General features: G+C 39.6%; 25 protein-coding genes and 2 pseudogenes. 20 read left to right on the top strand and 7 right to left on the bottom strand.

Annotation, left to right across the window (positions count from 1 at the left end; translation table 11 throughout):
• Positions 1-108: 108 nt before the first annotated feature.
• Entirely contained in the window at positions 109-1,644 is a 1,536-nt protein-coding gene (locus K6V48_RS04325; protein WP_222368151.1) for an ATP-binding cassette domain-containing protein, read from the bottom strand.
• A 506-nt stretch (positions 1,645-2,150) separates the two neighbouring features.
• Positions 2,151-2,786, bottom strand: coding sequence for an NAD(P)H-binding protein (locus K6V48_RS04320; protein WP_222368149.1), 636 nt, complete (start codon positions 2,784-2,786; stop codon positions 2,151-2,153).
• A gap of 111 nt (positions 2,787-2,897) precedes the next feature.
• Here K6V48_RS04320 and K6V48_RS11795 point away from each other — a divergent pair, with 111 nt between their 5' ends.
• Positions 2,898-3,032: a hypothetical protein gene (locus K6V48_RS11795; RefSeq protein ID WP_261311039.1), complete on the top strand. Its 135-nt coding sequence runs from the start codon at positions 2,898-2,900 to the stop codon at positions 3,030-3,032.
• 86 nt (positions 3,033-3,118) lie between these two features.
• The gene (locus K6V48_RS04310) at positions 3,119-3,613 is read left to right on the top strand and encodes a P-loop NTPase family protein (RefSeq protein ID WP_172084356.1); all 495 of its coding nucleotides are present in this window, start codon (positions 3,119-3,121) and stop codon (positions 3,611-3,613) included.
• A gap of 23 nt (positions 3,614-3,636) precedes the next feature.
• Here the strand turns inward: K6V48_RS04310 and K6V48_RS04305 are convergent, their stop codons facing one another.
• Complete coding sequence (locus tag K6V48_RS04305; protein WP_222368147.1) at positions 3,637-4,377, bottom strand: amino acid ABC transporter ATP-binding protein; 741 nt, start codon at positions 4,375-4,377, stop codon at positions 3,637-3,639.
• Entirely contained in the window at positions 4,377-6,575 is a 2,199-nt protein-coding gene (locus K6V48_RS04300; RefSeq protein ID WP_222368145.1) for an ABC transporter substrate-binding protein/permease, read from the bottom strand. The genes K6V48_RS04305 and K6V48_RS04300 overlap by 1 nt, the downstream gene beginning before the upstream one ends.
• 197 nt (positions 6,576-6,772) lie before the next feature.
• Here K6V48_RS04300 and uvrB point away from each other — a divergent pair, with 197 nt between their 5' ends.
• The 3 genes from uvrB to K6V48_RS04285 all read left to right on the top strand — a co-directional run bounded on the left by uvrB (position 6,773) and on the right by K6V48_RS04285 (position 10,898).
• On the top strand, positions 6,773-8,758 hold the full coding sequence (gene uvrB, locus K6V48_RS04295; RefSeq protein WP_222368143.1) for an excinuclease ABC subunit UvrB: 1,986 nt from the start codon (positions 6,773-6,775) through the stop codon (positions 8,756-8,758).
• Between the two features lie 217 nt (positions 8,759-8,975).
• Positions 8,976-9,962 (top strand): aldo/keto reductase, encoded by a 987-nt coding sequence (locus tag K6V48_RS04290; RefSeq protein WP_222368140.1) that lies wholly within the window; start codon positions 8,976-8,978, stop codon positions 9,960-9,962.
• Between the two features lie 78 nt (positions 9,963-10,040).
• On the top strand, positions 10,041-10,898 hold the full coding sequence (locus K6V48_RS04285; RefSeq protein WP_222368169.1) for an aldo/keto reductase: 858 nt from the start codon (positions 10,041-10,043) through the stop codon (positions 10,896-10,898).
• A 67-nt stretch (positions 10,899-10,965) separates the two neighbouring features.
• Here K6V48_RS04285 and K6V48_RS04280 read toward each other — a convergent pair whose 3' ends face one another.
• Positions 10,966-11,853, bottom strand: coding sequence for a LysR family transcriptional regulator (locus K6V48_RS04280; protein WP_105121036.1), 888 nt, complete (start codon positions 11,851-11,853; stop codon positions 10,966-10,968).
• 217 nt (positions 11,854-12,070) lie between these two features.
• Here K6V48_RS04280 and K6V48_RS04275 point away from each other — a divergent pair, with 217 nt between their 5' ends.
• From K6V48_RS04275 to K6V48_RS04240, 8 genes and pseudogenes are all read left to right on the top strand, one after another.
• Entirely contained in the window at positions 12,071-12,913 is an 843-nt protein-coding gene (locus K6V48_RS04275; protein ID WP_222368137.1) for an SDR family oxidoreductase, read from the top strand.
• 11 nt (positions 12,914-12,924) lie between these two features.
• A complete protein-coding gene (locus tag K6V48_RS04270) occupies positions 12,925-13,302 on the top strand; it encodes a nuclear transport factor 2 family protein (RefSeq protein ID WP_261311038.1) in 378 nt (125 codons plus the stop codon).
• Positions 13,303-13,324: 22 nt separating this feature from the next.
• Positions 13,325-13,903, top strand: a complete 579-nt coding sequence (locus K6V48_RS04265) for an NAD(P)H-binding protein (protein ID WP_105121033.1) — start codon at positions 13,325-13,327, stop codon at positions 13,901-13,903.
• Between the two features lie 119 nt (positions 13,904-14,022).
• Positions 14,023-14,346 carry a carboxymuconolactone decarboxylase family protein gene (locus K6V48_RS04260; RefSeq protein ID WP_222368134.1) on the top strand — a complete coding sequence of 108 codons (324 nt, stop codon included), beginning with the start codon at positions 14,023-14,025 and terminating at the stop codon, positions 14,344-14,346.
• Positions 14,347-14,359: 13 nt separating this feature from the next.
• Positions 14,360-14,774, top strand: a pseudogene (locus K6V48_RS04255) (cupin domain-containing protein).
• Between the two features lie 192 nt (positions 14,775-14,966).
• A complete protein-coding gene (locus tag K6V48_RS04250) occupies positions 14,967-15,827 on the top strand; it encodes an aldo/keto reductase (protein WP_222368163.1) in 861 nt (286 codons plus the stop codon).
• A 29-nt stretch (positions 15,828-15,856) separates the two neighbouring features.
• Positions 15,857-16,048, top strand: a pseudogene (locus K6V48_RS04245) (aldo/keto reductase); the annotation flags it as partial.
• A gap of 80 nt (positions 16,049-16,128) precedes the next feature.
• The gene (locus K6V48_RS04240) at positions 16,129-16,545 is read left to right on the top strand and encodes a flavodoxin family protein (protein ID WP_315863153.1); all 417 of its coding nucleotides are present in this window, start codon (positions 16,129-16,131) and stop codon (positions 16,543-16,545) included.
• 17 nt (positions 16,546-16,562) lie between these two features.
• Here the strand turns inward: K6V48_RS04240 and K6V48_RS04235 are convergent, their stop codons facing one another.
• Complete coding sequence (locus tag K6V48_RS04235; RefSeq protein WP_222368131.1) at positions 16,563-17,396, bottom strand: LysR family transcriptional regulator; 834 nt, start codon at positions 17,394-17,396, stop codon at positions 16,563-16,565.
• 252 nt (positions 17,397-17,648) lie between these two features.
• Between K6V48_RS04235 and K6V48_RS04230 the strand changes: the two genes are divergently transcribed.
• Genes K6V48_RS04230 through K6V48_RS04215 form a run of 4 tightly spaced genes read left to right on the top strand, consistent with a single transcriptional unit; the run spans position 17,649 to position 20,453 of the window.
• On the top strand, positions 17,649-18,347 hold the full coding sequence (locus K6V48_RS04230) for a helix-turn-helix domain-containing protein (protein ID WP_222368128.1): 699 nt from the start codon (positions 17,649-17,651) through the stop codon (positions 18,345-18,347).
• A 33-nt stretch (positions 18,348-18,380) separates the two neighbouring features.
• On the top strand, positions 18,381-19,796 hold the full coding sequence (locus K6V48_RS04225) for a Y-family DNA polymerase (RefSeq protein ID WP_222368125.1): 1,416 nt from the start codon (positions 18,381-18,383) through the stop codon (positions 19,794-19,796).
• Positions 19,793-20,152 carry a hypothetical protein gene (locus tag K6V48_RS04220; RefSeq protein ID WP_222368123.1) on the top strand — a complete coding sequence of 120 codons (360 nt, stop codon included), beginning with the start codon at positions 19,793-19,795 and terminating at the stop codon, positions 20,150-20,152. The genes K6V48_RS04225 and K6V48_RS04220 overlap by 4 nt, the downstream gene beginning before the upstream one ends.
• Positions 20,145-20,453: a DUF5960 family protein gene (locus K6V48_RS04215; protein ID WP_222368121.1), complete on the top strand. Its 309-nt coding sequence runs from the start codon at positions 20,145-20,147 to the stop codon at positions 20,451-20,453. Before K6V48_RS04220 ends, K6V48_RS04215 begins: the two co-directional genes overlap by 8 nt.
• Before the next feature lie 250 nt (positions 20,454-20,703).
• Here the strand turns inward: K6V48_RS04215 and guaA are convergent, their stop codons facing one another.
• Positions 20,704-22,254, bottom strand: a complete 1,551-nt coding sequence (guaA, locus tag K6V48_RS04210; protein WP_222368119.1) for a glutamine-hydrolyzing GMP synthase — start codon at positions 22,252-22,254, stop codon at positions 20,704-20,706.
• Between the two features lie 272 nt (positions 22,255-22,526).
• Here guaA and K6V48_RS04205 point away from each other — a divergent pair, with 272 nt between their 5' ends.
• The 3 genes from K6V48_RS04205 to ffh all read left to right on the top strand — a co-directional run bounded on the left by K6V48_RS04205 (position 22,527) and on the right by ffh (position 25,249).
• Complete coding sequence (locus K6V48_RS04205; RefSeq protein WP_024392131.1) at positions 22,527-23,225, top strand: GntR family transcriptional regulator; 699 nt, start codon at positions 22,527-22,529, stop codon at positions 23,223-23,225.
• Between the two features lie 104 nt (positions 23,226-23,329).
• Positions 23,330-23,662 carry a putative DNA-binding protein gene (locus K6V48_RS04200; protein ID WP_105127126.1) on the top strand — a complete coding sequence of 111 codons (333 nt, stop codon included), beginning with the start codon at positions 23,330-23,332 and terminating at the stop codon, positions 23,660-23,662.
• Positions 23,663-23,674: 12 nt separating this feature from the next.
• Positions 23,675-25,249 (top strand): signal recognition particle protein, encoded by a 1,575-nt coding sequence (gene ffh / locus K6V48_RS04195; RefSeq protein ID WP_222368117.1) that lies wholly within the window; start codon positions 23,675-23,677, stop codon positions 25,247-25,249.
• The last annotated feature ends 187 nt before the right edge of the window (positions 25,250-25,436 follow it).

Genomic DNA, 25,436 nt, shown 5'->3' with positions numbered 1-25,436 from the left:
GGTTTCTTGCCTAGATTATTATCTAAAACGACATGCGTTAAAAGTTAGTTGAACCGCCGTGTGCCGAACGGCACGCACGGTGGTGTGAGAGGGACTAGAAATTAGTCCCTACTCGATTTGTTCTAGTTCTTCCAGTCCATTCTCAGTTAGTCGATAAATTCTTTGACAAACTTCTTTCAAAAAGCGTCTGTCGTGTGATATGCATATCAAGCCACCTGGATAATCCGCAAATAGTTGACGAATATAAGGCTGAGAAGTAGGAGAGAAGTTTCGACTGGGTTCATCTAATAAGAGAAAATTGGCTTGATCAAGAACCATTTTTAACAAGAGTAACTTGGCTTTTTGTCCCCCTGAAAGTTCACAGATCCTGTGATGAACTTCTTGTCGTGTAAACTGCAGACTGGCTAGATGTGTCAAGATTAGTTGTTCCTGCCCACGATTGCCATTTTCCAATAAAAAATCAAGTGGAGTTTTAGTCTCATCAAGGACTTCTGAATAGCGCTGGGGCATGTAGCCCAAGTTTATATCTGTTCGTTGCCTGAGTTCTTGATAGATGAGCTTTAGAAAGCTGGATTTACCAATTCCATTTTGTCCAATGATGCCAATTTTCTCTTGTCCAATTATGTTGAAATGGATATTGCTAACTAATTGTCGTTCTTCAACGTTCAATTGGAAGTTTTCTAAGTGAATTACTTGCTTTCTAGCTGGTAGTGGTGAAATGTCTGAGAAGAAGAGGGAAATGGCATCTTCATGAAAAGGAACTTGTGTAAGATTTTCCTTCATTCTTTCATAGCGTTTTTCACGTGAGAGAACATTTTTCATTTTCTTAGCAATGAGCCGTCCTAGTGTGGCATCATGGGTGTTGAGCAAGGTGTGACGAACCTGTGATTTTTGACGTAGGTGCTTATTCATGGCTTTGTCAAATTCTTTTTGGTCATTCCGAGCTTGTTGAACTTGTTTCTGATAGGTTTGTTGGCGTCTCAATGCGTAATCCTGGTAATCTAGTTCTTCAACCTTGGTCTGTGCAAGTGTTTTCTTCTTAACAGATTCCAGGTGAATGATTTTTGTAGCTGTTTTACTGAGGAAATCTTCATCGTGGGAAACAAATAGAATGGTTTTAGGGCTCGTGATGATATAGTTTTCAAGCCAAAGTAAGGTATCTAAATCCAAGTCATTGGAAGGCTCATCCAGAAAAATAATATCAGATGGAGTTGCTAGAGATTTGATTAACTGAATTTTTAGTTTTTCACCACCTGACAGGCTTTCAATCAATTGTTGACTGGAAAATCGCTCGCTGTCAAACTGGAGCTGGTCAGCATAGAGGTAGAGAAGGCCGTAATCAATGTCGCTGTCCAAGTCAGCGAAGAAGTAGTCGTTCAAGGTTAGCTCTGCTATTTCCAGTGGAAGACTTTGGGGAATATAGACTGGTGAGTGAAAATATCGGTGAATACTACCTGATTGAAGCAGGTAGTTGGCGACAAGTGTTGAATCCATCAAGGTTAGTAATAGACTGGATTTTCCATTTCCTTCTTCGCCGATGATAGCTATTTTATCGCCAGGGTTGACAATGAGGTTTAGGTCATGAACCAGATTTCTCAAATCTTTTTGATGGTCGAGGGTTAGGTGTTGAGTGGCTAGTAGCATAGGGCCTCCTTTACAAGAAAAAACACACTACCTATTTAGTAGTGTGTCGAAATCTGCTCAAAAAGACCCTATTCAAGGAATAGAGGGAACAGAAAAATGGACGCAAGAAAACTACTAAATAAGTATAGAACTTAAATTGAGTTTACTTGTTATTGTCCATTTATCCTTACCTCGCAATGTCGATTTTTATGATAGTGTATCATTTGTGTTGAGTTTTGTCAATTATTCACCATCTTACAATAAAGGCTATTGCTGACTTAGTTGGTAAATTTCTATTATATTAATAGTAGTGAAGCAGTTATCACAAAGTTTTCTCTGCTTTTTGCTATTTTGATTATTCAATCGTCAATTCCCACCTTTCCTGTTTGAGTCGCTGTCACTGTATCGTCGAATAAATGAGCTTTTGACAAGGAACTGAAGTACAGGACAGTGTTTTAAAGCTCATTCAAATGAGTATACTTTATTTTTTAACCTACTGTATACTTTCTTTTTGTTTCAAATGGTGTTTATAACATATCACCATTTTCAAATATCATCTGTTTGGTATTGCCAGCTACAATAGTTGCAATAGTTCGGGCAACGTTTTCGACCGCAATTGGTCGATTAAGCCATGACGGACTATTCGGACTTATTTTAGAAAGTATTGCTTGGGCTTTTTCTGTTGTCCCAACTTTTCCTTTTCCGTACATCATGCTTGGTCGTACAATGCTAGTTTTAAAGACTTGTCTTAGTAAGTAGTCTTCAGCTTCTTTTTTTGCTTTTCGATAATGTTCGGGTGTAGAGTTATTTTGCAAATTCGTTGAAACGTAGATATAATGATAGCCTGATTTACCAATCATGGGAGAAGCAATGGCTTTTGCTGCGCCTGTGATCACTTTATCAAAGGTTAATCCTTTTTGAGGATTTTCTTGCACCATGCCAATCAGATTGATGATGATCGAATGGTCTTCTAATAAGTCTTTCCATTCATCAACTTGGTAAACATCAGCTGTTACCCAGTTTACATCTGGGCGAAATTTTTTAGTGTCTAATGGATCAAAGGATCGTGTGATAGCAGTAAGTTTGTACCCTTTTTCAATCAACTCTTCCATAACTGCTTGACCTAGAAAACCACTTGCTCCGAATAAAAGTACTTTTGACATAAGAATTCCTCCTTTAAGTATCACTATGTAGTAATTATATACCTATTTTGAAGATTTGTCACACATAACACTTTCTTATGATATAATGAAAGGGGAAAAGAAGAAACTGCAATGCCGCTAAGGAACATAAGACAAGCAAAACAACTAGAAATTGATACAAACCTAAGCCTTCGTGCCTACGATGGTCAATATGGGCTTGCTTTTGACTGGCATCAAAATACGGAACTGGTTTGGTTAGTCGATTAGAATATTGGTTTCCGGCGTCTGTTTGAGAAGATGGGATTTAGCAGGCTCGAAAAAATAGAGAAAGGCTGGTCTTATGAGGTAACAGTATGAAAAAAGTAATAGTTATTGGTTGTCCGGGTGCTGGTAAATCGACCTTTTCACTCAAATTGAAAGAAAAAACAGGACTTCCCCTTTATCATTTGGATCAGTTAAACTGGTTACCAGATACAACAACAGTCGCTAGGGAAGTTTTTCAATCTCGTCAAGAAGAAGTACTGGGGCAAGACAGGTGGATTATTGATGGTAATTACGGTTCTACTTATGAACTGCGGATGGCAGCTTGCGATACGATCATATTTTTAGATTATCCTGAAGAAGTGTGCGTGGAAGGGCTGTACAATCGTGTTGGCAAAACTAGGGCGGATATGCCCTGGGTAGAGGAAGCGGTCGATGAAGAATTACTAGCATTTGTAAAGGATTTTCGAACGCAGGTCCGCCCAATCATTTTCAATCTATTGTCCATTTATCAGGACAAGAATATCTTTATATTTACATCCAGAAAAGAAGCCAACGATAATTTGAAGAAACTCAAAAAACCTTGACAAAGCAAGGTTTTTTCGTTTCTTTACACGTTCAATACTTTGTCTAGGAAGTCCTTGAGACGTGGATGTTGCGGGTTGTCGAAGATTTGTTCAGGTGTACCATCTTCAAGGAATTCTCCGCCATCTGTAAAGATAACACGGTTAGCAACCTTGCGGGCAAATCCCATTTCGTGGGTAACGATCAACATGGTCATACCTTGTTCTGCCAAGTCTTTCATAACGTTGAGTACATCGCCAACCATTTCAGGGTCAAGGGCAGAAGTTGGTTCATCAAAGAGCATGATATCTGGGTTCATAGCGAGGGCACGCGCAATAGCTACACGTTGCTTCTGACCACCAGATAAGCTATCTGGTATAGCGTCACGTTTGTCTGAAAGTCCGACTTTCTCCAATAATTCCATTCCAACTTTTTCAGCTTCTGTTTTATCCAAAAGCTTGTGTTCGATGGGGGCGAAAGTGATATTATCCAGAACTGTCATGTGTGGGAAGAGGTTGAAGTGTTGGAATACCATTCCGACATTTGAACGAAAGGCATCAACATCTGTCTTAGGATCTGTTAAATCATAACCATCAACTGTTACCTGGCCACTTGTGATGCTCTCCAGTAAGTTCATTGTTCGGAGGAAGGTTGATTTACCAGAACCAGAAGGGCCGATAATACAAACGACATCTCCCTCATAGAATTTTGTCGTTATTCCTTTTAACACTTCATTAGATCCATAAGACTTATGGAGATCATGTACATTGATTTTTAATTGAGCCATTATTTACCTCCTTTTTCAAGTTTACGAGCTAAGCGAGTTAAGAGTGTAATCACTACCAAATAGATGATGGCAAGAATTGCATACATACGGAAGGACTGATAGTTACGGGCAATAATGATTTTACCTGCTTGGAAGAGTTCGACCAAACCAATCGCAGAAATGATAGTAGTATCTTTCAGAGTAATAACAAACTGGTTGATAAAGTTAGGTAACATGATTTTACCAGCTTGAGGTAGGATAATCTTACGCATAGTTGTTCCGTAAGAAATACCCAAACTACGTGATGCCTCCATCTGACCAGCTGGGACTGCTTGAATACCACCGCGAACAATCTCAGCGATATAGGCACCAGAGTTGAGGGATAGGGCAATGGTACCAGCAACAAAGTCATTGATTGGTGACTGCTGACCAGTGATGGACTCGATTAAGTTTGGAATACCCCAGAAAATGAAAGCGGCGACAATCATCAAAGGAATACCACGAACAACATCAACAAATACAGATGCAATAACACGGAGTGCCTTAACTGGACTTACAGCAAACATACCGAAGATAATACCGATGACAATGGCAATTGCAAATGAAAGCAAGGCAAGTCCAACTGTGATACCTAAACCAGACAAGAGCTGACCATAGTTATTTTTCAAAAGTCCAATGATGGTTGTTTCATCAACTGTTGAAGTCGCAGCACTTGTTTCTTCTGTTGAGTTGAAGTATTTGTTTAGAATTTCATCATATTTGCCTGACTCAACCAGGGCAGCTAGGCCGTTGTTAAACATTTCAATCAATTCTGGGTTGGCACCTTTTTTAACGGCGAATCCGTACTCACCAGATTTTTCACCAGGAATTGGTGTTGCAAAGTCTCGCCCTTGTTGGATGGCATAGAGAAGAACAGCTTCATCATCCATAAGAGCATCAATTGAACCAGAATTTAAACTATCATACATTCCAGAAGCTTCGTCAAATGCTTTCAAAGTATAGCCATATTTTTCTTTGTTGCTCTCTAAGAATGTATATGAGGCTGTACCATTTTTAGCGCCGACTGTTTTTCCTTTTAGGTCTTCATAGGAAGCAATATCGCTTCCATTTTTTACAGCAAGCAAGATATTTGAAGAATAGTAGGCATCAGAGAAATCAAAGATTTCTTTACGAGCATCTGTAATAGACATACCTGCGATAACAGCATCTGCTTGCCCAGCTTGAACAGCATTCAAGGCAGCATCGAAACCTGGGTTTTGAATAGTGATAGTAAATCCTTGTTGCTCAGCAATGGCTTTGATCAATTCCATATCAATCCCAACATATTTGCCGGATTCATCTTGGTATTCAAAAGGTGCAAATGATGAATCAGCAACAATGGTATAGCTTGATTTTACAGGTGTAGCTTTTGAAGTTGCACTACCTGTTAGGCTGAGGCGTGATGCATAATCAGTGCTGTCAGTAGAAGTAGTAGATGAGCCAAACCATTTATTCATGATTGCCTCATAAGTACCGTCCTCTTTCATTTCTGCTAAAGCCTTGTTGAAATCATCCACTAGGTACTCGTATTTGCTACCTTTTTTAACGGAGAAACCAAATGACCCAATTGGTTCACCAGGTATATCTAAACTTAGATCTTGACCTTGTTGGATAGCATATTGAATAACCGCTTCGTCATCCATTACAGCATTAACAGCGCCAGTCGCTAAGCTATTGTACATCAAATCGCCAGTATCAAAGGTTTTGATTGAAAAACCATACTTGTCTTTATTTTTTTCTAAGAATGTTTGTGCAGCTGTACCGTTTTTTACACCGACGGTTTTGCCTTTCAAATCTTCATAAGACGAAATTTTGTTTGCTTTTGTTGTTGCAACAATAATCTTTGTATCAAAATATGGATCTGAGAATGTAAAGACTTGTTTACGAGCTTCAGTGATGGTGGTTCCTGCCATCAAGGCATCGGCAGAACCAGACTGAACAGCATTGACTGCGGCATCAAATCCTGGAAAACTTTGATTCATATTCCAGCCAGAACGTTTAGCAACTTCGTTGATAATATCAACGTCTAATCCTTTATAAACTTGATCTGAGTCTTTGAACTCGAATGGGGCATAAGCATTGTCAAATACGATATCAATTGTATCATCTGCTTTGACACCAGTAAAAACAAAGAATACTGGCAGAATACTTGCCAATAGCATGAGTAATTTTTTCTTCATTTTCATACTCCTTCTATATAAAATATCTTACCTAGTATATCATATTGTCAGAATTATTGCAAAATGAACACCTTTTCTAATGTTATATCTTCTGACATTGATAGTGGTTTTTCATTGAAAAAAATAACTTATTTTTCTTCGTTTCATTCAGATGTCTTTTTTTATTTAATAGGGAGAACTTGTGATAGAATAAGGGTATGATAAATCGAAATACTGAAAACCAATTTAAACTTATATCTAAATACTCACCATCTGGTGACCAGCCCCAAGCCATTGAAACCTTGGTTGATAACATCGAGGGGGGAGAAAAAGCTCAGATTCTCATGGGGGCGACTGGTACGGGTAAGACCTACACCATGAGTCAGGTCATTGCCCGTGTCAATAAGCCCACTCTAGTCATCGCCCACAACAAGACCTTGGCTGGTCAGCTTTATAGTGAGTTCAAGGAATTCTTCCCAGAAAATGCGGTCGAATACTTCGTATCTTACTATGATTACTACCAGCCAGAAGCCTATGTACCGTCTAGCGATACCTATATCGAAAAGGACAGTTCGGTCAATGATGAGATTGACAAACTCCGTCACTCAGCGACCTCAGCTCTTCTCGAACGAAATGATGTCATCGTCGTGGCCTCCGTTTCCTGTATCTACGGTTTGGGATCACCCAAGGAATATTCAGATAGCGTGGTTAGTCTGCGGCCCGGCCAGGAGATTTCCCGGGACCAGTTGCTCAATTCCTTGGTAGATATCCAGTTTGAGCGCAACGACATCGACTTCCAACGGGGACGCTTCCGTGTACGTGGAGATGTGGTGGAGATTTTCCCAGCTTCTCGTGATGAACACGCCTTCCGTGTGGAGTTTTTCGGAGATGAAATTGACCGCATTCGTGAGATTGAAAGCCTGACAGGTAAGGTTTTGGGCGATGTGGACCACTTGGCGATTTTCCCTGCCACCCACTTCGTGACCAACGATGACCATATGGAAACGGCTATTGCCAAGATTCAGGCGGAACTGGAAGAGCAGCTCAAGGTCTTTGAGGCAGAAGGAAAACTCTTAGAAGCTCAGCGATTGAAACAGCGGACCGACTACGACATCGAGATGCTTCGGGAAATGGGCTACACCAACGGAGTCGAGAACTATTCACGACACATGGACGGGCGAAGCGAGGGCGAGCCTCCATATACTCTGCTGGACTTTTTCCCTGAAGACTACCTGATTATGATTGACGAGAGCCACATGACTATGGGGCAGATTAAGGGGATGTACAATGGTGACCGCTCACGCAAGGAGATGTTGGTCAACTATGGCTTCCGCCTCCCGAGTGCACTGGACAACCGTCCGCTGCGCAGGGAAGAATTTGAGAGTCATGTCCACCAGATTGTCTATGTATCTGCGACGCCGGGTGACTATGAAATGGAGCAGACCGATACCGTTGTCGAGCAGATCATTCGGCCGACAGGGCTTCTGGATCCAGAAGTGGAAGTCCGTCCAACCATGGGCCAAATGGATGACCTCTTGGGCGAAATCAATGCCCGTGTTGAGAAAGGTGAGCGGACCTTTATCACTACCCTGACCAAGAAAATGGCAGAGGACTTGACTGACTACCTGAAAGAAATGGGCGTCAAGGTCAAGTATATGCACTCGGATATCAAGACCTTGGAGCGTACGGAGATTATTCGTGATTTGCGTTTGGGTGTCTTTGATGTCTTGATAGGGATTAACTTGCTTCGTGAGGGGATTGACGTGCCAGAAGTCAGTCTGGTGGCTATTCTAGATGCTGACAAGGAAGGTTTCCTCCGTAATGAACGAGGGCTCATCCAGACAATCGGTCGGGCGGCCCGTAACTCTGAAGGCCATGTGATTATGTATGCGGACAAAGTCACCGAGTCTATGCGGAAGGCCATGGAAGAAACAGCCCGCCGCCGTCAAATCCAGATGGCTTATAATGAAGAACATGGCATCATTCCACAGACTATTAAGAAGGAAATCCGTGACCTGATTAGCGTAACCAAGGCTGTCACTCAGGACAAGGAAGAAGTAGTGGACTTCAATGCCCTCAACAAAGAAGAACGCAGGGCTATGATCAAGAAACTGGAAGGTCAAATGCAGGAAGCAGCAGAAGTGCTTGACTTTGAATTGGCTGCCCAGATTCGTGATATGGTCATTGAATTGAAAAATTTATAGAGTTTGATTGGCTCTTTAAAACACAGCATCAATTGTTAAAAGCAAGAATGGTTGAATCATTCTGCTTTTTTATAGGTTGGAGCTATAGAATGTTCATACAAACGGCCATAGTATTCATAAATTGCATACTACTATTTAAAATGTCCATTGTACAAAACCACAAAAGGGGATTATAGTATAGACAGAAAGTGGACTTCATATGGAAGGAGCAAAAGAAATGGAATACACAAAATTAGGTCAAACAGGTTTAGAAGTTTCTAAATTGTGTTTAGGGTGCATGAGTTTTGGTGATCCGGACCGAGGATTTCATGCGGGTTGGGTTTTAAAAGAAGAGGATAGTCGCAAGATTATCAAAAAGGCTCTAGATCAAGGAATTAATTTTTTTGACACCGCAAATATTTACGGCTTAGGTTCTAGTGAGGAAATTCTAGGACGTGCCATTCGTGACTTTGCCAAACGTGAAGATGTGGTTATTGCAACGAAATTATTCTTTGGAGATGGGAATGGAGATGGAAGAAATACAACAAAATTATCTCGCAAGGCTATTTTTCATCAAGTAGAGGAAAGTTTAAAGCGTTTAGGAACTGACTACATTGATATTTTATATATCCACCGTTGGGATTATGATACTCCAATCGAAGAAACGATGGCTACCTTGAATGATTTAGTGCGTTCTGGCAAAGTACTTTATCTAGGGGCATCAGCTATGTATGCTTGGCAATTCCAAAAGGCGCAATACATTGCAGAAAAAAATGGCTGGACCAAATTTTCCGTAATGCAAAACCACTATAATCTGCTCTATCGAGAAGATGAGCGGGAAATGATTCCGTTCTGCAAAGATTCTGGCGTTGCTCTAGTACCATATAGCCCTCTTGCAGCTGGACGAATTGTACGAGATTGGTCTGCGGACACTGCCCGAAGTAAGACGGACGAAGTGTCAAAATCTAAATATGATTCAACTGAGTCAGAGGATCGTAAGATTGTTAACCGTGTAGCTGACCTTGCAGAAAAATATCAAAGATCTCGTTCACAAATTGCTTTGGCTTGGCTATGGCAAAAAGGAATTCACAGTCCAATTGTAGGGGTTACTAAAGAGAAATACCTTGATGATTTCATGGGTGCTTTTGGATTTGAATTGACCGCTGAAGATATTGATTATCTTGATGAGCTCTATCTACCTCACAAAATTGTTGGGGCTCTGTAAAGGATTCGATGATTGGGAATGGTATCCTTGGACTGGTATAAATTGTATTTTAAGAAAAAAGAAAGTGAGATGAACCAAATGCAACATGTAGTATTAAACAACGGTGTTAAAATGCCGATTCTTGGGTTTGGTGTTTTTCAAATTCCTGCTAGCGAGACTAAACAAGCAGTTTTAGACGCTATTCAGGTAGGTTATCGCCATATTGATACCGCACAGTCTTATGCCAATGAAAAAGAGGTTGGTGAGGCTATTGCGGCATCTGGAATTCCAAGAGAAGAATTTTTTATTACAAGTAAGGTTTGGTTGGACCATTACGGTTATGAAAAAACACGTCAGTCTGTACTGGCTTCTCTTGAAAAAATGGGCTTGGATTACCTAGACTTGATGTTACTTCATCAGCCATTCTCAGATTACTATGGCTCTTATCGGGCCTTGGAAGACTTGTACAAAGAAGGCAAACTCCGTGCCATTGGTGTCAGCAATTTCTACCCTGACCGCTTGAGCGATCTAGTAGCTTTTAATGAAATCACCCCACAGGTCAATCAAGTAGAAACACATCCCTTTAACCAACAAATCTTTGCTCAAGAAAACATGGTTAAAAATAATGTACAGATTGAGTCGTGGGCAACATTCGCTGAAGGCAGAAACAATATTTTTACCAATCCTGTGTTAGTGAAGATTGCGGAAAAATATGGCAAGTCCACTGCTCAAATCATGGTCCGCTGGCAGGTCGAACGTGGCATTGTTTGTTTAACAAAATCTGTTAAGCCAGAGCGTATGGCAGAAAATATCGATGTCTTTGACTTTAGCCTGTCAGAAGAAGATATGGCAGAAATCGCAAAACTGGATACAAAAGAAAGTCTCTTTTTCAATCATCAGGATGCTAGCACAGTAGAGATGTTCCTGGGTTTCATTGAGCAAAGAAGAGGAAAATAGTCACTAAGAAACAATAAAACACTAAGATCTTAATGCATCTTAGTGTTTTTTGATTTGTAGCTTTTTTCTACAAATTGATATCCGTCTCTTGGTAAAGCTGCTGTAAAAGCCTAATAAAGTCACCAATCGCCGATTGTTCATCATGGGGCTGACTACAGAGGAAAAAAGGGAAGTTTTCAGGACAATCAAAGGGAATCCAAGTAAACTGGTCATTTTGGTCCTGATAAATGCCTGGTGAAAGACAGACTGCTTTACGACTCGCTACCTGAATTAGCGTAAAATCATGATTAGGGCTATTGATTTCTTGAATAGGAACCTGCGAGATCACTCGCTGTTGAACCTGTTGTAGTCGTTTAGAAGAGCCTCCATTGACTAACAAAGTACGATGAGCTAGGTCTTCACTGGTGATACGGTGCTTTGTAGACAAGGTATCATCAGGTAAACACAAGAGATAAATGGAGCTGGTAAACAGAGGATATTTTTGGACTTGACTGAGCTTATCAGCCTCATAGTCTGGTAAAAGGAGAAGGTCAGTCTCTTTCTTAAGAAAGCTATCGATTCCTTGGTTTGTAGGTACTATCTGGGGAACGATTTGTACAGTGGGATGTGTTTTGGAAAATTCTTGGATGGCTTCTGGAAGTAATGTGAGGGCTGTACGAGTAGGAAAGCAAACTTTGATAGAATCTGTATACTGTTTGCCCAAGTTTTGAGCTTGCTCGATAGCATTTTTTAAATCAACCTGTATGTGTTGTAACGAAATGACAAATTGATGCCCTGCAGGAGTCAAGCGGATGGACTTTCCAATTCGCTCAAATAGTAGAAAGCCAACTTCTTCTTCAACGGCCTTTATTTGATATGAAAGTGAGGGCTGAGAAATAAATAGATTTTCAGCTGCTCGACTTAGGTTCATTGTTTTTGCGGTTTCGATAATGTAATCGATTTGTTTGGTATTCATGGTCCTTCTCTTATAAAATTCTTCTATAAATAATCTAGAATATGTATTGGATATTTTTATTATAAGAGATTATAATACATTTATCAAGTGGAAATGGAGCGGATATAACTGTTCAAAAACGAATGTTTTTTTGAATGTCCAGGTCTAGTCCACTTACAATTAAGGTCATAATGCCTAAATTGTCTTGAAGAAATAAATGTAAAAGGAGTATCTTAAGATGAATCAAGATGTAATGTTGGTAACAGGAGCAGGACAAATTTCTATGGCGATTGCACGGCGCGTGGGTTATGGTAAAAAAATTATCCTTGGGGATAAATCACTAGAACAGGCTCAGGCAGTTGCTCGTACTATGACAGAAGCAGGGTTTGATGTTGAAGTTTATGAGATGGACTTGGCATCTCGTCAGTCTATCAAAGGCATGATTGCTTTTGGACAAGGATTTGGTGAGATTAAGTATTTGGTGAATGGAGCAGGTGTCTCACCTTCTCAAGCCTCCATCGAAACAATCCTAAAAGTTGACCTATATGGTACTGCAGTTCTTTTAGAAGAAGTCGGCAAGGTTATTGGAAATGGTGGGGCAGGCATTACCATCTCTAGTCAATCTGGTCATCGTATGCCTGCTTTGACAGCCGAACAAGACGAGGCACTCGCCATGACCCCGACAGAAGAGCTTCTTGCGATTGATTTTTTACAAGTTGATCAGATTAAAGACAGTTTGCATGCTTATCAACTTGCCAAACGTGCCAATGAAAAACGCACAATGGCAGAAGCAGTTAAATGGGGGAAACGGGGAGCACGCATTAACGATATTGCGCCTGGTATTGTTGTAACGCCACTTGCGATAGATGAATTTAATGGTATTCGAGGCGATTTTTATAAAAATATGTTTGCCAAGTCACCAGCCGGCAGACCAGGAACAGCGGATGAAATTGCCAATGTTGCTGAATTGCTTATGAGCGATCGAGCAAGCTTCATCACAGGATCGACTGTATTAGTTGATGGTGGCGCAACAGCCTCATACTTTTATGGATCATTGAAGCCGGGTAAAGAGAAGGAATAGGGAAAGAAAGAATGATGAAGTCAGATAAAGAAGCCATAACATCCCTCTATCGTCATGTTAATGATGCAATGGTAGCGAAAAATACAGCCAAACTTTCAGAACTGATAAAATCAGATACAGTGCTAGTGCATATTACTGGCTATGTCCAACCTATAAAAGACTGGCTTGCACAGATTGAGTCTGAAGAAATGACATATTATAGCTGGGAAGAAAAGAGTATTGAGGACATTCGGATTAGTGGAGATAGGGCTAGTCTTGTTGGTCGAAGCAATGTGAGGGCGCGGATTTGGGGTGCGGGTCCATCGACATGGTCTCTTCAGATCAAAATGGAGTTTGAACGAATTGATGGCAAGTGGCTGATTAGTCACCAAACTGCCTCGACTTTTTAAAATGAGAAAAAGGAGCAAAAAGATGAGCAAAGTAACGATTATCGGAGCAACGGGATCGCTCGGACGAGTGCTAACACAGATTTTACTAAATGAAACAAAGAGTGATTTAACGCTATTCTCTCGTTCTATTCAAGAAAATCCACATCCAAGGATAACGACAGTAGCAGCAAGTGTATTTGATAGAGAAAAATTGGAAAGAGCAGTACAGGATGCAGATTTGGTTTTTGTAGCCTTAAGTGGAGACTTACCAGCCATGGCTCAGATTATTACCGACACCCTGCAGACTGTAGGTAGCAAACGAATTGTCTTTATTACCTCATACGGTATCTATGGAGAATTGCCTGGTCAAAATGGTCATGTTCAAGGGATTCTTCGTCCCTATCGTCAGGCTGCAGATATTGTAGAAAACAGTAATCTTGATTATACCATCTTACGTCCAGGATGGTTTGACAATCGTCAAGATAGACAGTACCGGTTGGTTCCCAAGGGAGATATTATTTATGGAAATAACATTTCCCGGCAGGCGATTGCTCAAGTCGTAAAAGAAATGGTAGAAACACCAGGACTATACGTTAAAGAAAATCTTGGCATTGTCAGATAAATGCAGGGATAACTATAGAAATCTGATAAAAATCGAGGTTTTCCTTGACTTGGAGTGAACTCCAAGATTTATAATAGGGATAATTAGAAATCTTGCTATAGGATGGAAGGAGTAATCATATGACAATCAAACAAACAGCAGGACGCGATCGTTTAGGAGACTTTGCACCAGACTTCGCCCGCTTCAATGATGATATTCTTTTTGGTGAGAACTGGAACAATACGGATATTGATGTGAAAACACGTTGTATCATTACGGTTGTGGCATTGATGGCACAGGGAATCACGGACGACTCACTTTATCATCATTTGCAAAACGCTAAGGCCAACGGCGTAACTCAAAAAGAAATCGCAGCAATTGTGACTCATGTCGCTTTCTATGCTGGTTGGCCAAAAGCTTGGGCTGTATTTAATCTTGCAAAAGAAATTTGGAAAGAAGGCTAATGAGGAAGACAAGATGGATAAACTGAACTTTGATAAAGAAAATGTATTTGGAAAAGGACAGCCAAATGATGCCTACGCATGTTATTTTGATGGTCAATCCTTTGGTTGATGCCAACTCACCCTTATTTTTAGCTAATGTTACTTTTGAACCAGGTTGTCGTAATCATTGGCATATTCACCAAGCGGATAAAGGTGGAGGACAGATTTTAATCTGTACAGCGGGTCATGGGTGGTACCAAGAAGATGGAAAAAAAGCGGTTAGCCTTGAGCCAGGTAAAGTGATTGTTATCCCCGCAAATGTGAAGCACTGGCACGGTGCCAAAAAAGATTCGTGGTTCTCTCATATTGCCTTGGAAGTTCCAGGTGAGAATACTAAGACGGAATGGCTAGAGCCCGTTGCAGAAGAAGACTATCAATCTCTGGAATAAGCAATCTATATTCATTAAAAGTCAGTTCGACAAGTGTCGGCTGGCTTTTAATCCTTTTTTGGCATTTTGTAAGGCACAAATAGAGGATTGTTCTACTATGCAAAAAATGAATACTAGGATAAAAAATCAGTATTGTTCCATTTTAAAAATTAGGAATATAATAGATTCATACATAAGAAAGAAGTGAAAATGATGACACAAACAATGATACTCAACGACGGAAACAAAATACCTGCCATTGGTTTTGGAGTATTTCAACTCCCAGCAGATGGCTCAACCTACACCGCTGTGAAAGAAGCCTTGGAAGTTGGCTACCGTCATTTTGATACGGCCCAAGCCTATTTCAATGAAAAGGAAGTCGGGCAAGCAATCAAGGATTCTGGTATTCCACGGGAAGATATCTTTGTCACTAGCAAACTCTGGATCCAAGACTTTGCTTATGAAACAGCCAAAGCAACTATTGATACGACCCTTGAAAAAATGGGGCTTGACTATCTAGATCTTTACCTTCTTCACCAACCATACGGAGAAGTGGAAGAGGCTTGGAAGGCTCTTGAAGAAGCCAAAGCCGCTGGTAAGATCAAATCAATCGGTGTATCAAACTTTACACCAAGCTTCTGGAAACAATTTGTTCCAAACTTTGCGACCATCCCTGCAGTCAACCAAGTAGAGTTCAATCCATACTTCCAACAAAAAGAATTACGTGACTTGCTTGCAAAAGATCGAGTGACCATTGAAGCTTGGGCACCACTCGGTCAAGGCAATAAGGAACTGTTTGAAGAGCCAGTGATTACTGAATTAGCAAGTAAATATGGCAAGGATGTAGGTCAAATTATCCTTCGTTTTGAAAACCAAGAAGGAATCATTGTCTTGCCAAAATCAACCAAGAAAAGTCGTATGGCATCAAATAAAGATATTTTCAATTTTGAGTTGACCGCTGAAGAAATGGCAGCCCTTCGTTCTCTCGATAAAGGAAAAGGCTCACACGATCCAGATGCCCCAGGTGTAGGAGAGTATCTTTTGACTGCCTACGATATTCATGCTCACGACTAAAAGAATGAATAGGCGAAAGGGAGTAGCTTATGTCACAACTAGTTAATCAACCTACAGTTACTTTAAATAATGGAGTCCAGATGCCAATGGTTGGCTTTGGAGTTTTCCAAATTCCTGATTTGGAGCAATGCCAAGCAATAGTTGAAGAAGCGATTCGAGTAGGCTACCGTCATTTTGATACGGCCCAAATCTACGGCAATGAGGTCGCTGTTGGCAAATCGTTCTAAGAAAAAAGATATTATACTCTGCGATTGTTTACATGTTGAACAGTGCAGAGTATTTTTTATAAGAGGAGAATAAGATTATAACAACTTTATTTATCAATGGCAGTCCAAATAAAAATGGGAATACGGTTGCTCTAGTTAAAAGATTGCTCAGAAATCAAGAATATGAAACCCTGCATTTAGCAGATTACAAAATTTATGACTACGGTCAAGATTTTTTAGACGATCAGTTCAAGGAAGTCATTCAGAAAGTCTTTGCTGCGGACACCATGGTCATTGGCTCGCCTGTTTATTGGCACAGTATCAATGGTTTGGTCCGCAATTTTTTGGACCGCCAATACGGTGTGGTGACCGATGAGTTAGTTGGAAAAAAACTTTATTTTATCTTTCAAGGCTCTGCTCCGACACAAGAAGTGTTAGAGATGGGGGATTATACTATGTGTCGCTATGCGGGGCTTTATGGAATGGATTATCTGGGAATGGTGAATAGCTAAAAAACTAGACAGCGCGTCTAGTTTTTTGTTAATTGGTCAAAAATAGTTTTGTTTTTCTTTAAGGCAGAAATATAGAAAGTTTTAGTGGCTTCCCTATCAGAAATGGGAACATGAACCCGCTGACTGTTATTTTCAGATGCCAGTTGGGTGATGTTTGTGGAGAAACTTGGTAGAGCAGAAGCGGAAATTAATTCTTCGAAGGCGTCCCAATCTTTTTGAACAATGAACTTTGTCCTTGTCAGACTGTCGACTAGGGGTTGCCAAATTCCCAAATCGGATCGTAATAACATGGTCAAATCGGCTAAGTCATCAAGAGTAATTTCCTCTTGCGTAGCGGAAGGATGTGCAGGAGGGATAGAGAGATAGAGTTGTTCCATAAAAAATCCATTTGATAAGATGTCGTCTTCATCTAATAGAAAATCCGTTACGATGAATTGATAGTGCCCATCCTTTAAGCCAGCGATTAAAGCCTCGTTTTCTTGTAAATTCAAACGAATTTCTTGATTATTCTCTTGTTCAGCTAGCCTAGAGCGTATTTCCCATTCGACCCCTGGAGCACAGATACCACCAAATAAGGTGGTTGCTTGCATCGAAAAACGTTGGACATTTTCCAAAAATGTCTGACGTTGTTTTAACAATTTTCTGGCCTGTTGAACGGTGTATTTTCCTGTTTCTGTCAAGATAAGTTTGTTTTTACTACGCTGAAAGAGTTGAACGCCTAAATCGTCTTCTAAGCTCTGCATATTGCGCGTTAGCGAGGGTTGAGAAATCAGTAAAACCTCTGCTGCCTTGGACAAAGTTCCCTGATCCGCAAAGGCGATGAGTTGTTCTAATTGTTGTAATTGTAGCATCTGCCCCTCCGATTCTATCTATTTTATTGTTATTCTACTATTTTTTAAAGAGCTTGTAAATGTATTGGTCATCGTTGATAATGGGGTGGTGGAAAGCTGAAGTAGTGGTTAACAATAAGCTTACAAGTGTTTGTTAAGTCCAGAAAAAATTCAAAATTGTTTACATAATAAATCAGTTCGTGGCTATTTTCTTATAGACAACTGGAAGAAATTTTTGTATAATGTGTTTAATAAAACACATTGGGGGTGTTTATGTTTTCGGGAGAACGATTAAAACAACTGAGAAAAGAAAAAGGCTTGACTCAGATGGAAATTGCACAACAATTAGAAATCAATCGTGCTTCATATACGAGTTGGGAGTTGGGGAGGGCAAAGCCAAATCAGTCTAATTTAGAGCGTTTAGGGAGCTTATTTGGAGTAGAAAATACGTATTTTGAATCTGAATACATGATTGTATCCAACTATCTCCGCTTAAATCAGAAAAATAGGACGAGTGCTGATCATTTTGTAGAAGAATTACTGAAAAATCAAATGGAAGAAAGTTCTAAGAAGGTCATTTCCCTTTATCCTATTCAAGTATTGGAAGAAGTTCCCTTATCTGCTGGTTATGGTGAAAGTTACTACGATGAGTACCGTTTTAGTACGGTCTACTCAGATGAGGAGTACAGTTATGATTTTGCTTCATTTATTGTGGGACATTCCATGGAGCCAACTTACTCTGATGGAGAAGTTGCCTTGTTCTCCTCCTCAGGATATGATTATGATGGTGCAGTATATGCCATATCCCTTAATGGGAAAGCCTATATTAAGCGCGTGTACAAAGAAAAAAATCGGTATAGGATTGTCTCCATCAATCCCAAATACCCTGATATTTATGCGTATGAGTCGGATGAATTTAAAATCGTTGGAAAAGTCATTGGCCATTTCAGACCAATTGAGAAGCTCGAATAATGAGAACAACATTTGACAATATAATGTGATGTGATGAGTATGATTGATTACAAGAGAGAACCAAAAAGCGATATTGCCTTTGTTGATATGAAATCTTTCTATGCAAGTGTTGAATGTGCCAGCCGTGGATTGCATCCTTTAAAAACTTCGCTATGTGTGATGAGTAGGGCAGACAACTCGAATGGCTTGATCCTTGCTTCATCACCCCTGTTCAAAGAAGTATTTGGCAAGTCAAATGTAGGAAGAGCCTACGATTTACCTTTTGATATACATACAAGAAAATTTTCTTACTATAACGCAAAAAGGAAAGGTCTATCGACAGACCCTGCTTATATTCGATTCATTGAGGAATGGGCGCGTGCGACAGTTATTGTTCCGCCTCGTATGGATTTATATATTGAAAAAAATATTGAAATCCAGCATATTTTTCAGCAATACGGGAGTATCGAAGATATCATGCCCTACTCAATTGATGAAGGGTTCATTGACTTGACATCTTCTTTAAACTATTTCATTTCCAGTCAATCACTTAGTCGAAAAGATAAATTAGATATGCTTAGTGCGAGAATTCAAAGGGATATCTATCGTAAGACAGGTGTTTATTCTACCATTGGTATGTCTAATGCCAATCCCTTACTTGCAAAATTAGCATTAGATAATGAGGCTAAGAAAACACATAACATGAGAGCTAACTGGTCCTATGAAGACGTAACTACAAAAGTGTGGGGGATTTCAAGATTAACGGACTTTTGGGGAATTGGTGCTGCAATTGAAAAAAGACTAGAAAAACTTGGGATCTATACCATTAAAGAATTGGCGACTTACAGTCCAGATTTATTAAAGAAAGAATTTGGTGTATACGGTGTGCAATTGTGGTATCACGCAAATGGAGTTGATGAAAGCAATGTTCATGTACCCTATAAACCAAAGTCTAAGGGATTAGGAAACTCTCAAGTTCTTCCGAGAGACTATTTTAAGCAGTATGAGATAGAACTTGTTTTAAAAGAGATGGCTGAACAGGTTGCTATTCGCTTGCGAGGTATTCATAAAAAAACAACAACAGTCTATATTGGCATTGGATATTCGTGGTTTGAAGAGAAAACATCATTTAGAGGACAAATGAAAATAGAACCTACTAATCTAACTGAGGATTTACAAAAGTATGTAATTTCTCTATTTAGGAAAAAATACAACGGTGGAGCTGTTAGAAGTATAGCTGTATCCTACTCTTCGTTCGTTGATGAAAATCTGACAATCCTGAATTTATTTGATGACCCTGAAGAATTACTAAAGAAAGAGAGATTACAAACCGCAATAGATTCGATACGTAATCAATTTGGATTTACAATGCTCCAAAAAGCTAACGTACTTACGAATGCATCGCGTAGTATTGCAAGAAGTAAATTGATTGGTGGACATTCTGCTGGCGATTTAGACGGTTTGAAATGATTGATAGAAGTTATTTGCCGTACCAATCGGCAAGAGATTATCAAGACCGAGGTATGCAGAAATGGATGGGATTCTTTCTATCTGAACATACCAGCTCATTGATGGATGATAAGAATAGAATAGATATGTCATCTAAGCTATCAAAAATTGAGATACTAACTTACATTACTCAATTATACTCTTCGCAATCACAGGGAATGTTCATTGTAGTACGTAATGGTAAAAGGGAAGCGTATCAAGGCAAAATAACCGAACTAAGTGTAAAAGAAATTACCATAAAAACAATACAAAAGTATGAATTGATTCAAATTACTGAAATAATTGAAATTAGTTTAGTGGAGGTATTAGATGAATAGAAAAGCTATCTATGAAGACATGATTCAATTCGATTATTTTTCTGATTCATATCTTCAATTTGAGAAGGATTTTAACAGGTACTATAAAGGTGTTGACCCTCTTACATTTTTAATTGATGATATATTGCTAACTATGGCGATGAAACAAAAAAATTACTTTCGATTGCACAAAAGTAAGTCAACTGATGGTCATGACCACTATTTTATTTTTAAAGTAAGAACAACTAACGAAAACAAACGAATCAGGATTTATGAATATCATGAAATGAAATTCTCGATAGAAACAAAAAGAATTAGCTAGAAATTTTTTCTGGCTAATTCTTTTTTCGGGGGGATTTAGGGGGGAATCAAACGAAGATTCACCCTTTTTAGACTAGTTTGTTCCTGCTAAACTGCTGTAGAATCGCTATTTTGAAGGTAAATCAAGCCTCTCACGAACTCTTGACGCTACTTTGTTATGAGGCTAGGCGCCGGTAAAACAGTCTATCCCCAGACTTGCGACACTTTCTTGTTTTTAGGCGTCGGGTAAAACAGTCTATCCCCAGACTGTTTTACTCCCACTCAACTGTTGCTGGTGGTTTACTTGTGATATCGTAGACAATGCGGTTGACGTGAGCTACTTCATTTACGATGCGGACAGAGATTTTCTGAAGAACTTCCCAAGGAAGTTTGGCGAAGTCAGCCGTCATTCCATCGACAGAAGTGATAGCGCGAATAGCAATTGTATAGTCGTAAGTACGACCGTCTCCCATAACACCCACTGAGCGTACGCCAGTATTGACGGTGAAATACTGCCAAACATCGCGGTCTAGACCAGCTTTGGCAATCTCTTCGCGCAAAATAGCATCTGAATCACGAACCGTTTGGAGTTTTTCTTCTGTAATTTCACCCATAACGCGGATAGCAAGACCTGGACCAGGGAATGGCTGGCGCCACACAACTTCGTCAGGCATGCCGAGAGCAGTACCTAGGGCACGAACTTCATCTTTAAATAATGTATTGAGTGGTTCGATTAGTTTGAATTGCATATCTTCAGGCAAACCACCAACATTATGGTGAGATTTGATGGTTTCAGCTGTATCTGTACCAGACTCAATGATATCTGTATAAAGTGTTCCTTGAGCCAAGAATTCAACATCTGTTAACTTGCTCGCCTCATCGTCAAATACGTAAACAAATTCATTACCGATAATTTTACGTTTTTTCTCTGGATCAGATACACCAGCTAGCAAATCTAAGAAGCGTTTAGCCGCATCAACACGAATAATATTCAGTCCAAATTTACCGCCTAGCATCTCCATGACTTGATCACCTTCATTTTTACGAAGAAGACCGTGGTCAACAAAGATACAAGTCAATTGATCACCGATCGCACGTTGAAGAAGAACACCAACGACAGATGAGTCAACACCACCAGAGAGACCGAGTAAGACTTTTTTATTGCCAACTGTTTGACGAATTTTTTCGATTTCAGTTTCTATGAAGTTTTCCATCGTCCAATCGCCACGTGCACCACAGATGCCAAATGCGAAGTTTTTCAAAATGTCATTGCCATAAATAGAATGACGAACTTCTGGGTGGAATTGGATACCGTAGATACGGCGTTCTGTGTTTTCAATTGCGGCATAAGGACAGTCAGATGAAAGACCAACAAGATGGAAATCTGCTGGGATTTCTGTGACAGCATCACCGTGGCTCATAAGCACTAGTTGCTCTTCTGGTGTATTCGCAAACAAAGCTGACTCAGTTTTCAATTGTAGGTTAGATTGACCATATTCACGATTTCCAGCTTCACCAGCAGGCACAACCTTACCACCTAGCTTGTGAGTGATGAGTTGCATTCCGTAACAAATACCCAAGATTGGAATACCCAATTCAAATATTTCTGGGTCAATATCGAAAGCATTCTCTGCGTAGACAGAGTTAGGACCACCTGAAAGTACAATACCAATTGGATTGATGGCGCGAACTGCATCGGCAGTTATTCTGTGATTTTTCAATTCTGAAAAGACACCAAATTCACGAATACGACGCGAAATGAGCTGATTGTACTGGCTACCATAATCCAGTACAATGATTTTTTGGACATCTTGTTTTGTCATGTTTTACCCTTTCGTTTTGAAATAAATTCAAATACTAGTACATATTTTATCATAAAAGCGAACATTTTCCAAACTATATTTCATAAATATCTGTTTTGCAAACTATGAGTAATTTATAAAATCAAAGTGTTCGTATTTTTCTATTTTTTACATTGCTTATTTTAGGAAAAGCTTTCTTATTGTTTGCGGTATCAAATTTCCTCATAAAAATCGGTCTATTTTTGTCAAATAAGAATATTTTTGGTACACTAGAAAGAAAAAGGTTGGTCGAGATGAAAGCAGCATATATTACGATTCATGATAAGATAAAAGAACAAATTGACCAGGGGATTTGGACCATCGGTCAGCGCTTGCCGAGTGAAAGAGATTTATCAGAAGAATTTGGAGTATCTCGCATGACCTTACGGCAAGGTATTACGCTATTAGTAGAAGAGGGAGTCTTGCAACGAAAAGTGGGTTCTGGCACCTATGTAGCCAGCACTCGAGTGCAAGAGAAGATGCGGGGAACGACTTCCTTTACTGAATTGGTACTGCTTCAAGGAAAAACACCTACGAGCAAGCTCTTGTCATACACTCGCACAAAACCAAACGAAAAAGAAATTGAAGAGCTTGGTTTGTCTCGAGGGGAATCAATCATTCGAATGGAACGGGTTCGCTATGCTGACAATGTACCGGTTGTTTATGAAGTAGCCAGCATTCCGGAGCGTTTGATTAAAAATGTTCCAAAAGAGGAAGTAACCAATCATTTTTTCAAAACACTAGTAGATAATGGTTATCGTATTGGAACAAGTAAGCAAACAATCTTTGCTCGTTTGGCGAATGAAAAAGTTGCTCAGTACTTAGAAATTACTAAGAATCAGGCTATACTTGCTTTAAAACAAGTTTCCTATTTGGAAGATGGTCAAGCATTTGAATTTGTTAATAGCCAGTACGTGGGCGAGCGCTTTGAGTTTTATTTAGAAAATAATTAACATACATTAAATTATGTAATATATTTAGAAAATCCGCTTGTTCTTTCAATAGATGACGGATTTTCTTATTTATAAAAGATAAAAATTTTGATATAATAAAGTTTATGGAAATTGAAAAAACCAACCGAATGAATGCTTTATTTGAATTCTACGCAGCCTTGCTGACGGATAAGCAAATGAACTATATTGAGCTGTATTATGCAGATGATTATAGTCTGGCAGAAATTGCTGAGGAATTCAATGTCAGTCGTCAAGCGGTGTATGATAACATTAAAAGAACAGAAAAATTGCTGGAAGACTACGAGATGAAACTACATATGTACTCTGATTATGTAGTGCGTAGTCAAATTTTTGATGAAATTCTTTCTAGGTATCCGGGTGATAGTTACTTAGAGGAGAAAATCGCTATTCTAACTAGTATCGATAATAGAGATTAAGAGGAGAAGTATATGGCTTTTGAGAGCTTAACAGAACGTTTACAGAATGTCTTTAAAAATCTGCGTCGTAAAGGAAAAATTTCTGAGAGTGATATTCAGGAAGCGACCAAGGAAATTCGTTTGGCCTTGCTTGAGGCTGACGTGGCCTTGCCAGTTGTAAAAGACTTTATCAAGAAAGTACGCGAACGTGCTATTGGGCATGAAGTGATTGAAACCTTGAATCCTGCTCAACAAATCATCAAAATCGTTGATGAAGAGTTAACAACTGTATTGGGTTCTGAAACTTCCGAACTCATTAAGTCTCCGAAAATTCCAACTATCATTATGATGGCTGGTTTGCAAGGGGCTGGTAAAACAACTTTCACAGGGAAGTTGGCTAATAAACTCAAGCAGGAAGAAAATGCTCGTCCACTCTTGATTGCTGCCGATATTTATCGTCCCGCTGCTATAGACCAGTTGAAGACACTTGGACAACAGATTGATGTACCTGTGTTCGAGTTGGGCAATCAAGTTCCAGCTCTTGAGATTGTCCGTCAAGGTTTAGAACAAGCCAAAGTCAATCACAATGACTATGTCTTGATTGATACGGCTGGTCGTTTGCAAATTGACCAAGCCCTTATGGCCGAGTTAAGAGAAATCAAGGAGTTTGCTCAACCAAATGAAATTCTCTTGGTAGTTGATGCCATGATTGGTCAGGAAGCTGCTAATGTTGCACGTGAGTTCAATGATCAATTGTCCATCACCGGTGTGATTTTGACCAAGATTGATGGTGATACTCGTGGTGGTGCAGCCCTGTCTGTTCGTCACATCACAGGTCAGCCAATCAAATTCACAGGTACAGGTGAAAAAATCACCGATATCGAAACCTTCCACCCAGATCGTATGTCTTCGCGTATTCTTGGTATGGGTGACATGCTGACCTTGATTGAGAAGGCGAGCAAGGAATATGATGAGAAGAAATCATTAGAACTCGCTGAAAAAATGCGTGAAAACACCTTTGATTTCAATGACTTCATTGACCAATTAGATCAAGTTCAAAATATGGGCCCGATGGAAGACCTTCTCAAGATGATTCCAGGTATGGCTGGAAATCCCGCTCTTTCCAATCTAAAAGTTGATGAAAAACAAATTGCCCGTAAACGTGCGATTGTGTCATCAATGACGCCAGAAGAGCGTGAAAATCCAGATTTATTGACTCCTAGTCGCCGTCGTCGTATCGCTGCTGGATCAGGAAATAGCTTTGTCGAAGTCAATAAATTCATCAAAGATTTCAACCAGGCTAAGTCAATGATGCAGGGAGTTATGTCTGGTGATATGAACAAAATGATGAAACAAATGGGAATCAATCCAAATAATCTCCCTAAAAACATGCCAAACATGAATGGTATGGATATGTCTGCTCTTGAAGATATGATGGGCGGAGCTGGTATGCCAGACATGAGCCAATTAATGGGTGGCGCAGGAATGCCAGATATGTCTCAAATGTTTGGCGGTGGTTTGAAAGGCAAAATTGGTGAATTTACCATGAAACAGGCCATGAAACGTCAAGCAAATAAAATTAAAAAAGCTAAAAAGAAGAGAAAATAATCTCTTCTTTTTTACTTTTTATTCGAAGAAGTAATATACAGCAATATAAAATAGAAGTTGCAAAGCAGAAAAATGATTTTTGAACCCCGACACTTTCCGTTATAACGGAAATATTCAAAAATGTCCTTTTTAGTGGACAACTCCTATATTGTCCGTTATAATGGAAATACAACAGAAATCGGAGGAC

It is taken from the genome of Streptococcus suis, assembly GCF_019794555.1.
In the GTDB taxonomy this organism is placed as follows: Bacteria; Bacillota; Bacilli; order Lactobacillales; family Streptococcaceae; genus Streptococcus; species Streptococcus suis_AB.
The sequence above is the reverse complement of the archived record's forward strand: the minus strand, read 5'-3'. Positions and strand labels throughout refer to the sequence as shown.

Excerpts from the sequence above, each read along its gene's own strand:
- K6V48_RS04215 (WP_222368121.1), top strand. The coding sequence starts at position 20,145 with ATGAATAGAAAAGCTATCTATGAAGACATGATTCAATTCGATTATTTT.
- K6V48_RS04200 (WP_105127126.1), top strand. The coding sequence starts at position 23,330 with ATGGAAATTGAAAAAACCAACCGAATGAATGCTTTATTTGAATTCTAC.
- K6V48_RS04310 (WP_172084356.1), top strand. The coding sequence starts at position 3,119 with ATGAAAAAAGTAATAGTTATTGGTTGTCCGGGTGCTGGTAAATCGACC.
- K6V48_RS04300 (WP_222368145.1), bottom strand. The coding sequence starts at position 6,575 with ATGAAGAAAAAATTACTCATGCTATTGGCAAGTATTCTGCCAGTATTC.
- K6V48_RS04235 (WP_222368131.1), bottom strand. The coding sequence starts at position 17,396 with ATGCTACAATTACAACAATTAGAACAACTCATCGCCTTTGCGGATCAG.
- K6V48_RS04225 (WP_222368125.1), top strand. The coding sequence starts at position 18,381 with ATGAGTATGATTGATTACAAGAGAGAACCAAAAAGCGATATTGCCTTT.
- K6V48_RS11795 (WP_261311039.1), top strand. The coding sequence starts at position 2,898 with ATGCCGCTAAGGAACATAAGACAAGCAAAACAACTAGAAATTGATACA.
- K6V48_RS04250 (WP_222368163.1), top strand. The coding sequence starts at position 14,967 with ATGACACAAACAATGATACTCAACGACGGAAACAAAATACCTGCCATT.
- K6V48_RS04270 (WP_261311038.1), top strand. The coding sequence starts at position 12,925 with ATGATGAAGTCAGATAAAGAAGCCATAACATCCCTCTATCGTCATGTT.
- K6V48_RS04325 (WP_222368151.1), bottom strand. The coding sequence starts at position 1,644 with ATGCTACTAGCCACTCAACACCTAACCCTCGACCATCAAAAAGATTTG.
- K6V48_RS04275 (WP_222368137.1), top strand. The coding sequence starts at position 12,071 with ATGAATCAAGATGTAATGTTGGTAACAGGAGCAGGACAAATTTCTATG.
- K6V48_RS04205 (WP_024392131.1), top strand. The coding sequence starts at position 22,527 with ATGAAAGCAGCATATATTACGATTCATGATAAGATAAAAGAACAAATT.
- K6V48_RS04290 (WP_222368140.1), top strand. The coding sequence starts at position 8,976 with ATGGAATACACAAAATTAGGTCAAACAGGTTTAGAAGTTTCTAAATTG.
- K6V48_RS04265 (WP_105121033.1), top strand. The coding sequence starts at position 13,325 with ATGAGCAAAGTAACGATTATCGGAGCAACGGGATCGCTCGGACGAGTG.
- guaA (WP_222368119.1), bottom strand. The coding sequence starts at position 22,254 with ATGACAAAACAAGATGTCCAAAAAATCATTGTACTGGATTATGGTAGC.
- K6V48_RS04220 (WP_222368123.1), top strand. The coding sequence starts at position 19,793 with ATGATTGATAGAAGTTATTTGCCGTACCAATCGGCAAGAGATTATCAA.
- K6V48_RS04305 (WP_222368147.1), bottom strand. The coding sequence starts at position 4,377 with ATGGCTCAATTAAAAATCAATGTACATGATCTCCATAAGTCTTATGGA.
- uvrB (WP_222368143.1), top strand. The coding sequence starts at position 6,773 with ATGATAAATCGAAATACTGAAAACCAATTTAAACTTATATCTAAATAC.
- K6V48_RS04260 (WP_222368134.1), top strand. The coding sequence starts at position 14,023 with ATGACAATCAAACAAACAGCAGGACGCGATCGTTTAGGAGACTTTGCA.
- ffh (WP_222368117.1), top strand. The coding sequence starts at position 23,675 with ATGGCTTTTGAGAGCTTAACAGAACGTTTACAGAATGTCTTTAAAAAT.
- K6V48_RS04280 (WP_105121036.1), bottom strand. The coding sequence starts at position 11,853 with ATGAATACCAAACAAATCGATTACATTATCGAAACCGCAAAAACAATG.
- K6V48_RS04230 (WP_222368128.1), top strand. The coding sequence starts at position 17,649 with ATGTTTTCGGGAGAACGATTAAAACAACTGAGAAAAGAAAAAGGCTTG.
- K6V48_RS04285 (WP_222368169.1), top strand. The coding sequence starts at position 10,041 with ATGCAACATGTAGTATTAAACAACGGTGTTAAAATGCCGATTCTTGGG.
- K6V48_RS04320 (WP_222368149.1), bottom strand. The coding sequence starts at position 2,786 with ATGTCAAAAGTACTTTTATTCGGAGCAAGTGGTTTTCTAGGTCAAGCA.